General features: G+C 30.1%; 17 protein-coding genes. 2 read left to right on the forward strand and 15 right to left on the reverse strand.

Annotated features, from left to right (window positions below; all coding sequences use genetic code 11):
• Positions 1-124: 124 nt before the first annotated feature.
• The 4 genes from RT714_RS12255 to RT714_RS12270 form a co-directional block, all read right to left on the reverse strand.
• Positions 125-1,351, reverse strand: coding sequence for an electron transfer flavoprotein subunit alpha (locus RT714_RS12255; RefSeq protein WP_313757966.1), 1,227 nt, complete (start codon positions 1,349-1,351; stop codon positions 125-127).
• A 30-nt stretch (positions 1,352-1,381) separates the two neighbouring features.
• Positions 1,382-2,173, reverse strand: a complete 792-nt coding sequence (locus RT714_RS12260; protein ID WP_313757968.1) for an electron transfer flavoprotein subunit beta/FixA family protein — start codon at positions 2,171-2,173, stop codon at positions 1,382-1,384.
• A 19-nt stretch (positions 2,174-2,192) separates the two neighbouring features.
• Complete coding sequence (locus RT714_RS12265; protein WP_313757969.1) at positions 2,193-3,332, reverse strand: acyl-CoA dehydrogenase; 1,140 nt, start codon at positions 3,330-3,332, stop codon at positions 2,193-2,195.
• Between the two features lie 219 nt (positions 3,333-3,551).
• Entirely contained in the window at positions 3,552-4,193 is a 642-nt protein-coding gene (locus RT714_RS12270) for a redox-sensing transcriptional repressor Rex (RefSeq protein ID WP_313757971.1), read from the reverse strand.
• A gap of 135 nt (positions 4,194-4,328) precedes the next feature.
• Here RT714_RS12270 and RT714_RS12275 point away from each other — a divergent pair, with 135 nt between their 5' ends.
• A complete protein-coding gene (locus RT714_RS12275) occupies positions 4,329-4,556 on the forward strand; it encodes a hypothetical protein (RefSeq protein ID WP_234950041.1) in 228 nt (75 codons plus the stop codon).
• A 39-nt stretch (positions 4,557-4,595) separates the two neighbouring features.
• Here RT714_RS12275 and RT714_RS12280 read toward each other — a convergent pair whose 3' ends face one another.
• Positions 4,596-4,883, reverse strand: coding sequence for a CC/Se motif family (seleno)protein (locus tag RT714_RS12280; protein WP_313757972.1), 288 nt, complete (start codon positions 4,881-4,883; stop codon positions 4,596-4,598).
• A gap of 223 nt (positions 4,884-5,106) precedes the next feature.
• On the opposite strand from RT714_RS12280, the gene RT714_RS12285 reads away from it, so the two are divergent.
• Positions 5,107-7,020, forward strand: a complete 1,914-nt coding sequence (locus RT714_RS12285; protein WP_313757973.1) for an ABC-F family ATP-binding cassette domain-containing protein — start codon at positions 5,107-5,109, stop codon at positions 7,018-7,020.
• A gap of 164 nt (positions 7,021-7,184) precedes the next feature.
• On the opposite strand, the gene tsaD is transcribed toward RT714_RS12285, so the two are convergent.
• The 10 genes from tsaD to RT714_RS12335 form a co-directional block, all read right to left on the reverse strand.
• Entirely contained in the window at positions 7,185-8,198 is a 1,014-nt protein-coding gene (tsaD, locus tag RT714_RS12290; protein WP_399326858.1) for a tRNA (adenosine(37)-N6)-threonylcarbamoyltransferase complex transferase subunit TsaD, read from the reverse strand.
• A 9-nt stretch (positions 8,199-8,207) separates the two neighbouring features.
• Positions 8,208-8,630 carry a ribosomal protein S18-alanine N-acetyltransferase gene (gene rimI, locus RT714_RS12295; protein ID WP_313757976.1) on the reverse strand — a complete coding sequence of 141 codons (423 nt, stop codon included), beginning with the start codon at positions 8,628-8,630 and terminating at the stop codon, positions 8,208-8,210.
• A gap of 22 nt (positions 8,631-8,652) precedes the next feature.
• A complete protein-coding gene (gene tsaB, locus RT714_RS12300) occupies positions 8,653-9,354 on the reverse strand; it encodes a tRNA (adenosine(37)-N6)-threonylcarbamoyltransferase complex dimerization subunit type 1 TsaB (RefSeq protein ID WP_313757977.1) in 702 nt (233 codons plus the stop codon).
• Entirely contained in the window at positions 9,351-9,809 is a 459-nt protein-coding gene (gene tsaE, locus RT714_RS12305) for a tRNA (adenosine(37)-N6)-threonylcarbamoyltransferase complex ATPase subunit type 1 TsaE (RefSeq protein ID WP_313757979.1), read from the reverse strand. The genes tsaB and tsaE overlap by 4 nt, the downstream gene beginning before the upstream one ends.
• 186 nt (positions 9,810-9,995) lie before the next feature.
• Positions 9,996-10,388 (reverse strand): hypothetical protein, encoded by a 393-nt coding sequence (locus tag RT714_RS12310; RefSeq protein WP_313757980.1) that lies wholly within the window; start codon positions 10,386-10,388, stop codon positions 9,996-9,998.
• A 79-nt stretch (positions 10,389-10,467) separates the two neighbouring features.
• Positions 10,468-11,004 carry a hypothetical protein gene (locus RT714_RS12315; RefSeq protein ID WP_313757982.1) on the reverse strand — a complete coding sequence of 179 codons (537 nt, stop codon included), beginning with the start codon at positions 11,002-11,004 and terminating at the stop codon, positions 10,468-10,470.
• A 247-nt stretch (positions 11,005-11,251) separates the two neighbouring features.
• Entirely contained in the window at positions 11,252-11,722 is a 471-nt protein-coding gene (locus tag RT714_RS12320; protein WP_313757983.1) for a GNAT family N-acetyltransferase, read from the reverse strand.
• Between the two features lie 520 nt (positions 11,723-12,242).
• On the reverse strand, positions 12,243-13,688 hold the full coding sequence (locus tag RT714_RS12325; protein ID WP_313757984.1) for a hypothetical protein: 1,446 nt from the start codon (positions 13,686-13,688) through the stop codon (positions 12,243-12,245).
• A complete protein-coding gene (locus tag RT714_RS12330; RefSeq protein ID WP_313757985.1) occupies positions 13,681-14,262 on the reverse strand; it encodes an RNA polymerase sigma factor in 582 nt (193 codons plus the stop codon). Before RT714_RS12330 ends, RT714_RS12325 begins: the two co-directional genes overlap by 8 nt.
• Before the next feature lie 190 nt (positions 14,263-14,452).
• On the reverse strand, positions 14,453-15,722 hold a 1,270-nt coding region (locus tag RT714_RS12335; protein WP_313757987.1), incomplete at its 5' end, for a DUF4825 domain-containing protein.

Raw genomic sequence — 15,722 nt, forward strand, 5'->3', positions numbered from 1 at the left:
TTTATGCTTAATCGTATATCATTTCACTGAAATTATAACATAATGGAATTTTTTTGTAAACATTTCAGAATTTTTATATAATTAGCAATTATCGGTTAATTTGCCAATTGTAAATAGATTTAATCTATTTGCTTAAACCTTTAAATGCCTCCATTATATCATCAACATTATCTAAAGCTTCTATAAGCTCTGGTAGTACTTCATAAACATCTCCAACTATACCATAATCAGCAATCTTAAATATAGGTGCATCTGCATCCTTATTTATAGCCACTATTACCTTAGAATCCTGCATACCAGCTAAATGCTGAATAGCTCCAGAAATACCGCAAGCAACATAAAGTGAAGGTCTAACAGTTTTTCCTGTTTGTCCTACTTGATGCCCATGCTCTATCCAGCCAGCATCAACTGTAGCACGAGAAGCACCTACTACTCCGCCAAGTTTTTTAGCTAGCTCTTCAATTAACTTAAATCCTTCCGGATTTCCAAGTCCTCTACCACCAGATACTATTATCTTAGATTCTTCTAATTGTACTTCTGCTTTTCCACCCTTGACTACTTCCGTAACTTTAGCCCTTATATCTTCATCCTTTAGGTCTGGATTAAATTTAACTATATTACCCTTTCTACTTTCATCATACTTAGCCTTTTCCATAACTCCTGGTCTAACTGTAGACATTTGTGGTCTATGATCCGGACATACAATTGTTGCCATTAAATTACCGCCAAATGCCGGACGTGTTTGCATAAGTCTTCTGTTCTCTAAATCTACATCTAGCTTAGTACAGTCAGCAGTAAGTCCTGTGTGTACTCTAGCAGATATTCTAGGTCCTAAATCTCTACCAATATTTGTAGCACCTATTAACATAATTTCAGGTTTTCTTTCCTTAATTAAATCATAAATTATCTTAGTATATCCGTCAGTTGTATAAACATTTAATAAAGGATGATCAGCATATAAAACATTATCCGCACCATATTTAACAAGCTTTTCAGCTAAATTATCTACATCATTACCTAATAATACTGCAGTTAGTTCAGTTTCTAATGCATCGGCTATCTTTCTGCCTTCTCCAACTAACTCTATAGCTACATTAAGTAATTCTCCATCTCTTTGTTCTGCAAATACCCAAACACCTTTATATAGCTCTACATCTACGCCACCAGCTCTAAATTTTTTCTCTTCTTTTTCTATTGCTTTTACAGGACAAGCTACTACACATTGACCACAAGCCGTACATTTTTCATTTATTTTAGCCTTTTTATCTATCATATCAATAGCATCAAATGGACATACTCTAACACATTTACCACAGCCAATACATTTCAATTCTATAACCTTAACAGCCATTTAAATTTCCTCCTTTATCCAATAATTATATTAAATAAGATGTTTTTCTTTCAATTTAATTATTAACTCTCTAGCAGTTTCCTTTGCATTTCCTTGTAATATTTCACCTACACCAGATCTTCCTGGTGGTGTAAAGGATTTATTTACTTGAGTAGGAGAGCCATCTAGCCCTAGATTACTAAAATCAGCATCTATATCCTTAGCAGATAAAACTTTTACCTTCTCACCTTTATGAGCATCATATATGCCTTTAATGGAAGGATATCTTGGCTCGTTTAATTCTTTTATAGCTGTTAAAAGAACAGGCATTTTTGATTCTATAACAAAATATCCATCCTCTAATGCCCTTTTAGCTATAACCTTATTATCTTTAATCTTTAATTCTTCAACATAAGTTATTTGAGGTAAATTTAAATGTTCAGCAATTTGAGGACCAACTTGTGCTGTATCTCCATCTATTGCTTGCCTTCCGCAAAAAATAATATCATAATCCTTTATATTTTTAATTCCTGTTGCTAGAGCTGTAGATGTAGCCCAAGTATCAGAACCAGCAAAGGCTCTATCAGATAGTAATACTGCTTCATCTGCTCCCATGGCTAAGGCTTCTCTAAGAGCAACATCTGCTTGAGGAGGTCCCATGCTTAGTACTGTTACTTTTATATCCTTATTCTCATCCTTAAGTTTCAAAGCCTCTTCTAAAGCATTTCTATCATCTGGATTTATAATACTTGGCACTCCTTCACGAATAAGAGTTCCACGAACTGGATCTATTTTTACTTCATTAGTATCTGGTACTTGTTTTAAACATACTATAATATTCATTTTCTTCCTCCTATACAAATTATTTTAATACTTGAGCCGCTATAACCATTTGTTGAACTTGAGATGTGCCTTCATATATTTCAGTTATCTTAGCATCTCTCATCATTCTTTCCATAGGATAATCCTTTGTATATCCATATCCGCCAAATAATTGAACACATTTAGTAGTTACATTCATAGCACAATTTGCTGCAAATAGTTTAGCCATAGCTGCTTCTTTGTTATATGGAAGATTATTAGCTTTATTATATGCTGCGTTATAAACTAAAAGTCTAGCTGCTTCAATCTCTGTAGCCATATCTGCCACCATCCATTGAATACCTTGGAACTTAGATAAAGGTCTGCCGAATTGTTGTCTTTCTTTTAAGTATTTTACCGTTTCGTCTAATGCACCTGCAGCTATACCAAGAGCCTGAGAAGCTATACCAATTCTACCGCCATCAAGGGTGGACATGGCTATTTTAAATCCTTCTCCTTCTTTTCCTAATAAATTTTCTTTTGGAATTCTACAATTTTGAAATATTAATTCTGCCGTAGCCGAAGCTCTAATACCCATCTTTTCTTCAATCTTTCCTATACTAAATCCTTCACGCTCTTTCTCAACTATAAAAGCAGATATTCCTCTAGTTCCTTTGCTCTTGTCTGTCATAGCAAATATTATATATGTATCTGCTTGTCCTCCGTTTGTAATAAATATTTTTGAACCATTTAATATATAATGATCCCCGTCAAGTATTGCTGTAGTTTGTTGTCCTGCAGCATCAGTACCAGCATTAGGTTCTGTTAAACCAAAAGCACCCAAATGTTCTCCTTTTGCTAAAGGAATTAAATATTTCTGTTTTTGTTCCTCTGTTCCGTATTTGTATATTGGCCAACATCCTAAGGATGTATGGGCTGATAATATAACTCCTGTAGTAGCACAAGCCTTTGATAACTCTTCAACTGCTATAGCATAGGATAGTTCATCCCCACCTGCTCCGCCATACTCTACTGGAAAAGGTATACCTAGCATATTGTATTTTGCCATTTTTTCTACAGTTTCTCTCGGAAATCTTTCCGTTTCATCAATTTCGGCAGCAATAGGTCTTACCTCTTTTTCAGTGAATTCCTTCATTACATCTCTTACCATTTGTTGCTCTTTAGTTAAGTTGAAATTCATATATTATTTCCCTCCCTAATATATTGGCTATCCCTAACTTCATTATAAGCCATTTATTTTTTTATTTCCACTAATATCGTTAAATTTTTATCTTTAATTTTAAATATAAAAAACCCAACTAATCAAATTAACTGTAAATTAACTGATTAATTAGGTTTTTAAATTAATATCTTAATTATTTTCTTTGATCTTTTATAATTCTCGTCATTCCATTAACAACTAAAGCTCTGCGTACCTATCCTTTAGGAAATAGGAAAGTGTAAATAAACTTTCATTTAAACGTACATTCTCCACTATCATATCTTCGGGAACATTTAAATCTATTGGTGCAAAGTTCCAAATACCTTTAACTCCTGCTTTTATAAAAGCATCTGCTATTTCTTGAGCATTATCTTTTGGAGAAGTAATGATTCCTATGTCTACATTATTTTCCTTAATAAAATCAACCATAGTATCTACATCTCTTATTTCAATATCTCTAATCCTTAGACCTATAAGTTTTGGATTTTTATCAAAAAGTGAAAGTACCTTGAAACCAGCATCTTCAAAACCTTTATAATTGGCTATGGCCTGACCTAGGTTTCCTGCACCTGCTATTACAGCCTTATATATAGTTTCTAACCCGAGTATTTTAGCTAATTGATTATGTAGTTCTTCTACATTATATCCATAGCCTTGTTGTCCAAATCCACCGAAATTATTCAAGTCCTGCCTTATTTGAGAAGCTGTAAAGCCTGTCATTTTACTTAATTCCTGAGATGAAATCCTATTGATACCTTTATTTAATAAATCTCCCAAATATCTATAATATTTAGGCAATCTCCTTATAACTGTTATGGAAACCCTGCTGTCTCTGTCCATTTTGTAATCACCACCTAATAATATTTTACAGACTATTATAACATTATGACATTAATATGTCAATTTGCTCATATAATGTTTTTTGAATATTTAATTACCTTTTTTGACATAATAATCTCTGAAAGGAGTGTTATAATGGCTAGTAAGGAGCAACTTAGAAAAATAGCTTTATACTGCAATGAATATGACCCTTCAAGAAATAATCTAGTATCAAGCAGTTTAACATCTTCTGTTCGTGCTTATGAAGATAAATATGAAAATTGTATAAATTGTATTCATTATACTAAGGAAGGCAAATGCAATTTAAATCTAATTGATCAAATTCTATCTTCATTATCAATGGAATTAGATTTAAAGTCTTAAAATACTCCTAATCTTTATAGGAGTATTTTCTTTATTTAATTATAAAATTACACCATCTACATTTAAAGACTTTATCCATAGTATCTTATTAAGACCAATTTTTAATGTATTATTACGCGCCCTAATATTAGGAGAAATATATACATCTATATCTCCTGCTTTATGCATAGTAAAAGAGCTCTCATTATAGGGTTTTCCCATCTTCACTGATGGTTGATAACTTATACATCAGCCTCCTCCTACCTTTTCAACTACAATCTGTATAGAATTATTTTCGGACTTATTTTTTATATAATTTTGTGCCTTATCATTAATATATATTTCCATTTTTCTCCCTCATCAGATAATTTTATTTTATTTTACCATACGGGGGTATCAAAGGCAATGGAAAATCAGTACATTTTTTGATACAATATAAGAAAAGTTTCTATGGAAATATTAAAATTAAGGAAGTTTTTCTTAAAAATCTTTGAGGAAAAGTTCTTTATATAAGGATTAAAGTAGGACTTTTCCATTGGCTATAATTGAATAATATTTAGGAGGAAATAAAATGTTAGTCCTTTCATGTAGCAATATAATTAAAACTTATGTAATAGATACTATTTTAGACTGTCTTAGTTTTACTGTAGAAGATGGAGATAAAATTGGGGTAATTGGACTAAATGGTTCAGGAAAAACCACACTTTTCAATATCTTAAGCGGTGAAATCCATCAAGATAGTGGAGAGATATATATTCAAAAAGATATAAAAATTGGATATTTGAAACAACATACAAAAATAGAAAGCAATAAAAATGTTTTTGACGAATGTTTGGAAGTCTTTCTTCCCTTAATAAAAATGGAAGAAAATTTAAGAGAACTTGAGCATAAAATTTCATTGGAAAGTGAAAAGGGTACCACTGAAAAATTAAACATCTTAATGGATGAATATGCTCATATGTCAGAAGAGTTCTTATCTTTAAATGGATATGGATATAAATCAGAAATTAAAGGCACACTTAAAGGCTTAGGCTTTAATGATGAGGATTTAGAAAAGCAGGTTAATATCCTTAGCGGCGGACAAAAATCACGTTTATCATTAGCTAAGCTACTTCTTGAAAAGCCAGATATTTTATTATTAGATGAGCCTACTAACCATTTAGATATAGATGCTATTGAATGGCTAGAAAAATTTTTAAAAGATTATAAAGGAGCTGCACTTATAATATCCCATGATAGATATTTCTTAGATAATGTTGTAAATAGAATATTTCACTTAGAAAACTTAAAATTAAATATTTACAACACCAATTATACTAATTTTATGGCTAGAAGAAAAAAAGAACTAGAATTATATAAAAAACATTTTGAAGATCAACAGAAAGAAATAAAAAGGCAGGAAGAAATAATTCAAAGATTTAAAGCTTATGGAGGAGAAAGATATCATGGTCTTGCCCAGTCCAGACAAAAAATGTTAGATAAAATGAAACTACTGCCTAAACCACAAAGTGATCAAAAAAAAGCAAGAATTAAATTTGAACCAAAGATAAAATCAGGCAGAGATGTTCTACAAGTAGAGAACCTTGAAAAATCCTTTGGAGATTTAAAGCTTCTAAAAGATATACATTTTAATATTTATAGAGGAGAAAAGGTTGGACTTATCGGTGCTAATGGTATTGGAAAAACCACTTTATTTAAAATAATCCTAGGGCAAATTTCTAAAGATAATGGAGATATAACCCTTGGTCATCATGTTGTATCTGGTTACTTTGACCAAGAAATGGATAGACTCAATCTAAATAAAACCATCATAGATGAAATATGGGATGAAAATCCAAATTTTGATCACTACCAGGTAAGGACAATCCTTAGTCAGTTTATGTTCATAGGTGATGATATATTTAAGGAAATCTCAGATTTAAGTGGTGGGGAAAAAGGAAGACTTTCTTTACTGAAATTAATGTTATCCAATGCAAACTTCCTATTAATGGATGAACCTACTAACCATTTAGATATAGACTCTAAAGAGGTTTTAGAAGAATCAATACTTGATTATGAAGGTACATTATTTGTAATATCTCACGATAGATATTTTTTAAATAGGGTAACAGATAAGATTCTAGAATTAACTGTAGATGGAATTAAGGAATATTTAGGAAATTATGATTATTATCTAGAAAAGAAAAATGAAATAATATATGTAGAAAATGAAGATGATGGCAAAACAAAGACTCAAATAAAACTAGAAAAAAGAAAAGAAAAGGAATTAATACAAGAAGAAAGAGCCAAAAAAAAGAAAATAGTCAATTTAGAAGAAAAAATAAATGAAGAAGAATGTAAACTTGAAGAATTGGACAATCTTCTTTGTAACCCTCTAATATATGAAGAGCCTGAAAAGATTGTTGAATTAACGAAAAAAAGAGAAACAATTCAACTTACATTAGATGAGTTGTATAATGAATGGATTTTATTGACGGAAGAATAACTCCACATATAATTCACATCTTATACACAATACCCACAAGTTTATCCACAATCCAAGCCCTTTATTTTAAGGTTTTCCATATATTATTCACATTGTCCACAGTTTATTGTAATAAATCATCTTATTATATGTGGACAATGTGTGGAATAATTTGTTAAAAAGTATCAAATTAAGTCTAAACTTGGTACAACATTTAAATGTAAATCCGATTCCTTACCTTCTTTATAGTTAAAATATGCTGCTGCACCAATCATAGCTGCATTATCTGTGCATAATATCTTAGATGGGTAAAATATATTTATATTTTCATTTTTCCCTCTCTCTTCCATCATATTTCTTAAACCTTGATTTGCAGCTACCCCCCCAGCTATAACTATTTTGTTAGAATTTCTTTCATGAGCAAGCCTAAATGATTTATCCACAAGTACATCTAATACAGCCTGTTGAAAAGATGCTGCTACATCTTCTATTATAATATCCTGACCTTTTTGTTCCCTTTGATTTAAATAGTTTAACACTGCCGTCTTAAGTCCGCTAAAGCTAAAGTCATAGGATTTTGGCTCTAACATTACTCTAGGAAAATCTATAGCATCTTTATTTCCATTTTCAGATAATTTGTCTATAACTGGTCCTCCCGGATAAGGAAGTCCCAAGGCTCTAGCTACCTTATCAAAGGCCTCCCCTGCTGCATCATCTCTTGTTCTACCTATTAATTCATAATTAGTATAACTATTTACTTGTACTAAATAAGTATGTCCACCCGATACTATTAAACAGGTAAAAGGCGGCTCTAAATCTTTATGTTCAATATAATTTGCACAGACATGACCTTCTATATGGTTTACTCCAATAATAGGTCTATCTAGTCCATAGGCTAAGGCCTTAGCAGTTGATATACCTATAAGTAAAGCTCCTACTAATCCTGGCCCTTGAGTCACTCCTATTAAGTCTATATTATCAAATCCAATATTTGCTTTATCTAATGCTTCTTGTATAATAGGGTTTATACTCTCTATATGCTTTCTTGAAGCTATTTCTGGTACTACGCCTCCAAATTTTCTATGAATATCTATCTGAGAAGATATTATATTAGATAAAACTTCCCTTCCATTTTTAATCACAGCAACTGACGTTTCATCACAGGAAGTTTCTATGGCTAATGTCAACATACTATACACCTCTTAATTCTATAATTTTTTCCACATAATTATTGCATTTTCATTATCATCTGCATAATAATTTGGTCTAATTCCTGATTCAATAAAACCATATTCTTTATATAAATGTTGGGCTACTATGTTAGATTCTCTTACTTCTAAAGTCATCCCGCCAATATTTTGCTTAATACACAAGGAAATAAGAGCTTCTACTATGGCTTTGCCTGCACCTATATTTCTATATTTGCTTTCTACTGCAATATTAGTTATATGTCCTTCATCTAATATCAGCCATATACCACCATATCCCACTACTACATCGTCTATTTCAGCTACAATATATCTAGCTAATTGATTTTTAGTTATTTCAAGTAAAAAAGCTTCCCTTGTCCAAGGAGTAGTAAAGGCATCCTTCTCTATTTCCATTATTCTATCTAAATCTTCTTCTTCCATTTTTCGGATAATAATACCCATTTTATCTTTGCTCCCTTTCTCTTAATTCCCTTTGAGCTTGTGATTCTCTTAAATATTCTGGTACTAAAGTAAAATAGTCATCTTTAATTCCTTCATTATACTTAATAATTGCTAATTCTCCTATACTAGTAGCTCTGCAAAAATTATGGCCAATAGTTGAAAACCTTGCTTTTTCCTTTAATCTCTCTTTAATCTTCTCTTTATGTAATAAGGATCCATCTCCATTTACTAATACTTTATCATATGATTTATCAAGAATATCTAATAAATCATATATATTAAGTACATCTGGCTCCATTATTGTCTTAATCTTACTGTCTTCCCAAGTATATATACCTGTATAAACTCGATCTCTTCTCGCATCAATCATTGGAACAATCGTTTCTCCATAAGGCAAATTAAAGGCTAAGGCTTCTAAAGTAGATATACCTACTATTGGCTTATTAAATAAATGGGCAAATGCTTTTACTGTTGCCACACCAATTCTAAGACCAGTAAAAGAACCAGGACCTATAGCAACACCATAAAGGTCAATATCACTAACCTTTAAATCTAAACTATCTAAAACTTCCTTAATCATAGGTACTAATTTTTCAGAATGAGTTTCCTCTTGATTTAAGGAATACTCCCCTAATACTCTATTTTCATCTAATACGGTACAAGTTGCCATCATAGTTGATGTATCTAAAGCTAATATTTTCAATTTTTCTCCAACTCCTTAAGTATCTCTATATATCTATTGCCAAATCCTTTTATATTTATTATCCTTTCATCTAAAGCTTTACCCTTTTCTATATCTAATATAACCCTTTCCTTAGGTAATAATCTTTCTATTTTTTCTGCCCATTCTATTATACAGACACCTTTACCATAAAAATATTCGTCAAAACCTAAATCATAAATTTCCTCTACATTCTCTAATCTATATACATCAAAATGATAAACCGGCACTCTTCCATTATATTCATTTATTAAAGCAAAAGTTGGACTGGTTATGTAATCAGTAACTCCAAGACCTAAACCTATTGATTTAGTTAAGGTAGTCTTTCCAGCACCTAGTTCACCATTTAGACAAACTATATCTCCACTCTTTAGGATACTGCCTAATTTAATTCCGAACTCTTTTGTTTCTTTTAATCCCTCTAATCTTATTTCCAAAAATATCAACCTTTCATTTGTATGCTAATATTATATTATAACATAGGATAATAAAAATTAACAATTCCATAAATAAAAGAAACAGTTGACAATACTACTGTATCGCAGGCTGAATTGAAGATCAGATATTAGTTCATAGATAGGACATATTTTATAATTATAAAATACTTAATTTTCATTAATTCGTTAAAACAACTTGTCATTTGTCTTATTTTTTATATTTTGACTTTTCTGTATAAAAATAAATTGAATAATAAATAAAACAAAAGCAACTAAACATAAGATAAATATTTTGTTTCCCCAAATCTTAAAATATTTGGATGACATGTCAGCAAATACTCCATGAAAAAACATCCCACATCCTAACCCCATACCAGCTAATATGCTTAAAAGCAAGTCCATGTTACTTGAAAAAATATTTGACACCTTGGATTTTTTAATAGAATAAAAATTTACTATTGCCTTAATACAGTTTACAAGTACTATAAGAACTAAAATATAGTATACATTAAAATTTATATGATAGTAATGCATGAGTTCCTCAAATGCACTATATTTACCATCTACATAGAAGTTCATATTATCACACCTCTCAAAGTATTTTCTTTGTTTATGGGTACCTTCTCTATAAATCCATTACTTTAATTAGTCCTCATATCTATTCAAAAAATGAATTTAATGTTTCTTCATAGCTTGGAATATAAGTAATCTCCAGATCTACTTCCCATCCAAATAAATCTAACATTATCTTTTTCATATGATAAATTAACTTCCAAGGTGCTAAATCATTTCTTTTATTAATAAATATATCTGCATAATAGGAGGATTCTCCTTTATTATTTTTTATATCTAATAAACTACCTGTCTTATATTTAGGGAACATTTTATAACTAACATTATCCCCAGATATTTTCGTAGGATAACGAATAATTGTTACTAAGTGAGATTCTGATCCATTTAAAAGTTTCTCATGAGATTCTAAAAATTTATTATATTCCTTATCCTCTTTCTCTATATAGAGATTATTTCCTATAAAATATTCCATACAGCCCAGATCCATTAGATCAAAATGAAATACTATATCTTCACCTTCTAAATCCGTTGTTATATCAAATTCAACTTCACTAGGAAATTCACAAAACCCATATATACCAAACCAATAATCCCAATGACGAATACTTATATATCTTTTCATTTAATCTGCCCCTTATAAATTATTTTTAGCCTTTACCTCCATACCTAGTGATTTTTTACTTAAGCTAAATTCTTTAAATTTAAAAATCCATCCTTATCTATATAATATTCTAGTATTTCAACATATCCATATTATTATCTTAACGCAAAAATCTTTGATTAATAATTGAAGGTATACCAGTTAAACTACAAAATATATTATTAAGATGGAATTTGTAAATATTGTTAAATACTTTTATTGTTTTCTACTATAATGAATATTCCATATAATAAAATTCATCTTTACCATCAAATGTATCTTTAATATATTTATCTTTAATCTCAAATCCAACATCTAAGTAACATTTTATGGCTCTTTTATTGAAGGATCTTACTTCAAGTGTCACCGGATATTGAGGATATCTCTTCCTAGACTCTTTTATTAATAGCTTCATTATATCTTTACCATAACCTTTTCCACAAAAAGTAGGCTTTAATCCTATACCAATAATACTTTTACCACAATCATTTGTAATTCTTCCATATCCAATTAACTCATCATTATAAAATATGCCTATAAATTCATCTTCCCTCTTTTCCTTTATTGATAAACCCCATCCATTTTTTACTACCGTATCATAATCTGAAAAATTATAAACAGCATATTCTTTCTCATATTTCCAATTACAAATTTCTATTGCATACTCCTCAGTTAATTCTTTAATAATATAATTACTCATATTTTTCTCCTTCATAATAATTACTTCACATAATCCTATATATACAACTGCCTTTCAATTAAATCCAATACTTTAATTTAATCTTTCACCCTTGAATTGTTCAGCTAAAAGCTCAATTTTTGTTTTTTATTGTTTGTTTTTAGCATAGGAATTGCTACAATATTACCCCATTTAGCTAAGTTGATTCTCCTATAAATTACCTCTTTAAAAATTATTTCTTAAATATAGTATATACTATATGTGAACTATTACATATAGAAATACATTATAATATGTATTTACTATATTTATAGATAAAGCTTTAATACCCTTGATTTATCTCTGTTTCATGCTAATGTCATTGTTATATGACCTTGAAATTCTGAAGAATAACATAGAATTAATTTATAGACATAATTTTAGAGAGGATTGGTTCACTGGTTAATCCTCTCTAGTGTTGTTTTTTAAACTATTTTATTGTATTTTTATTCTCATCTTATTATTTAAAGATATTTTTGTTATTATCTTGGTACCAATAGTTTTAGTTAGTAACAATGGGTATTCTAGTATCATCTATAATTATAGCTGTAACTTTTGTAACATCAATAGGAGTTTCTATATCCCAATTTAAATTAAAAGTATGATTTTCAGGATTTTGACTTCCTCCTCCACCTTTCAATTGAATAATACCATCTACATTTTCAACTTTAATTATCATCTCTCTAATGTGGCAATCCTCCCCTTTATAGGTCCCCATTGCTTGTAATCCTAAAGGACTTAATGTTATATATTCAAAAACATGTCCTTCAAATGAAATATCATTTGTCCAAGTGAGAATGTTTGGGTTTGAATTACTTAAATTTGCCACAACTCTCCAATTACCTTCAACGCCAGAATGAACTGCACCAGTATAGGAAAGAGTATATTTGCTAAGGTCTTCTAAATTTATAGAAAATATAAATTCTTCATACTTATATATAGCATCACCATAATCATTTCTTTCAAAGTCTAGAAAATTATTTTTTCCATCTGCAAGTAAAACTAAACTATAGTCATAGGATATTAAATTTCCATCTTTATCCTTTATGTCAATGGTTGGGTCACTGGTGCCAAATTCTTTATTAAAAATCTTACCTGTCTGAACATGTAATTTCCCATCTATAATACCTATATTAGAAATCCATTGGTCTTTTTCACCATGAGGCATACTGGCATAATTACCTGGTAAAAGTGCTTTTGTATATAAACTATAATTATCTGCCAAATTCATACCACCCCAAACTTGTACTTTATCAATAGTTACAGTATCTTTGTCTTTAATTGTTGAAAGAGATAAATTTATTGGTTCTTCTTCATAAGCTATTTCATCAAAATAAATTAGTGAACTACCAAGCTCCAATGGATCTGATAATGGTGTATCTAAGTCAGTAGTTATATTGAATTCATAATAAATAGTATTAGTATCGGAATCAAAATAAATCATTTTTTGTTTCCAGGAAAATCCAGACAACAAAGAATCCTTAGTTTCTAAGAATTTATCTGGAGTTCGCTGATTCATTTTAACACTAAATCCATCTCTAAAGGCAGTTTTTTCTGTCAATCTATTCTCCCCTGTCATATCTTGAAGAGATAGATATACAATTGCTCTATTGTCATATTTTTGTGCACCAATTACCTCCATTCTAATGCCCTGATCCTCACTATAGACTCCAATAGGTTCTATAACTTTGCCAAAACTTGGATTAAATTTCTTCATAAACCATTGAAAATTTCCCAATACTGCAGCAGTTGCACTAACAACTAAAAACATGGATAACACCATAGCTACAATTATATGCCTTAGAAATAGTCTATGTCTGCTAGTTTGTGTTTTAGTATATGTTTTTTGTAATCTATTTTTCACTTGTTTTGTAATTTTGCTTGAATCAACAGTAATTTGAGAAAACATATCATATATTTTTTGCTCATCAATATCTAATTTACTCATGTTCAAACTCCTTTCTACTGTATTCAATATTTATTTGTTTTGCCAATTTCTTCTTTGCTCTTTGATACTGCTTTCGTAAGGTCGATGGAGAAATACCAGTAAGCAAAGATAGTTCCTCATAACTTTGATCCTCCATTATTCTCCCATATAGTAATGCCCGCTCCTTAGGTTTAAGTTTTCGCAAAGCTCGAAGTGTTTCATCACTTAGTCCTTCGTCTTGCTCCCCCAACACTGCTTCACTATGAATCTCACTAAAATAAAATATCTTATGTCTTTTTAGTTGATTTAAACTGCGATTATATGTGATTTTATATAACCATGCAGACAAATTTTCTCCATCAAATTTATTGCGATTTTCATATGCCGAGAGGAAACTCTCTTGTACTACATCTTCTGCCTCTTGATAATCACATAAAATTGCTGTTGCATAGCGGAGGAGCTTTTCGCCATAGAGATTAATCACCTCTTCTAATATAGCCTCTCCTCCAGTTGCAAATCTTTTACCAAGTTCTATATCTTCCATGGCTTCACCCCTTTCTTTTTTCCAGTCAACTGTACCCTTATAACAATTCAAAATTAGATTTTGTGACATATTTCCAAAATTATAATAAAAATAGATGAAGAAAAAATGATTTCCTCATCTATATATAAAACAGTCTGATTAAATTTGTTTTAATAATTATAAGTTTAAGACAATTAAAATCTCAAATAATTAATTCAACTTAGTTTAGCAGCTAATGTTCATCAAGTTCTATACATTTAAATTAAATTGTATATTTAAATTTTTCAGTGATACTTATTACCTTACCATCTTTTACTTCAATAAAGTATGGCAAATTTTGCTCAGATAGTGGAAAATCATTTAACTTTCCTAAGTGTCTTAGGAATTCATCTTTTCTTGTTGTAGTATATAATCTATCACCTTCTGAATTTTTTACAAAATCAAGGTTTACATCTGTAAAAGTAAATATAACTTCATCTGCTAATTCAAAGGTTCTTTCACTTTTATTTTTGTTAATAATCATATATCCATTTGGCATATCATATTCATTTAGACCAAGTTCTTTTACCCTTGCCTTGTCTTCCCATTCAACAATTTCAACTTCGTTAAAATACAAAGTATTATCCTTTATTACTATATATCCAACTAACCCTTCAGGTTGATTTTCCTCCATACTGTTTTCAATCAATATTTCATAAAATTTCTTAAAACGTTTCTTATTTTTAGCTATTTCTGAAATCCTATATCCTAATGCTGACATAGTTAGACTATCAGTAACCTCTCTAGTTATATAAGATACAACAATATTTCCGTCTCCACTATCTATGGAATACTTAATATAATCTAAGTTATCAATAAGGGAGAATAAAATTAAAGACTGGGCTCTCCAAATGTAGTCGGAGCTCATGGCTATATATTTCATCTGTGTTTCAGCATGAGCCTTAAAATTAACTTGGAGTCCATAGGGTTCTTCCTTAGTAAATAATTCCATTCCACTGGGAGTTAATTCTTCAGGAAAATCCAAGAGATTAAGTATATTACCAACCTTTGAATTATTGCCTATTTTAGTTCCTTTCAATTTATACAATTCATTTATAATGTTTTGACTTTTATCCTTTTCTTTATATGAATATACTTCCTTTCTATTTAAAAATATATCCATACCTTTTTCTGTATCTATATGACCATAGAGTCCAAAGGGGTAATTGTCACTTCCACCACTAAAAATGATATTATCAACTATCACATTTTCTTTCCCGTTGGTCAGTTTTATTAAGCTATAATAATCATTGCCCTTATATCTGCTAAACAATATACTATCTTCTGATACACTGATGGGCATAAAGTCGAAATGCTCTCCTTCTGTTATCTTTTTAACACTTGATGTTTTCATATTATATTCATAAATATTGTGTGGTTGACTTTCCCACTCATTATATACCTTAGTAAAATCAGTTGCCCTAAAATCCTCTAAATTTTTAGTTGCTGAATATAATAAATTCTCCCCATCTAATGTAAAACTTGGAGTCATA

It is taken from the genome of Tissierella sp. (assembly GCF_032104385.1).
Lineage (GTDB): Bacteria > Bacillota > Clostridia > Tissierellales > Tissierellaceae > Tissierella.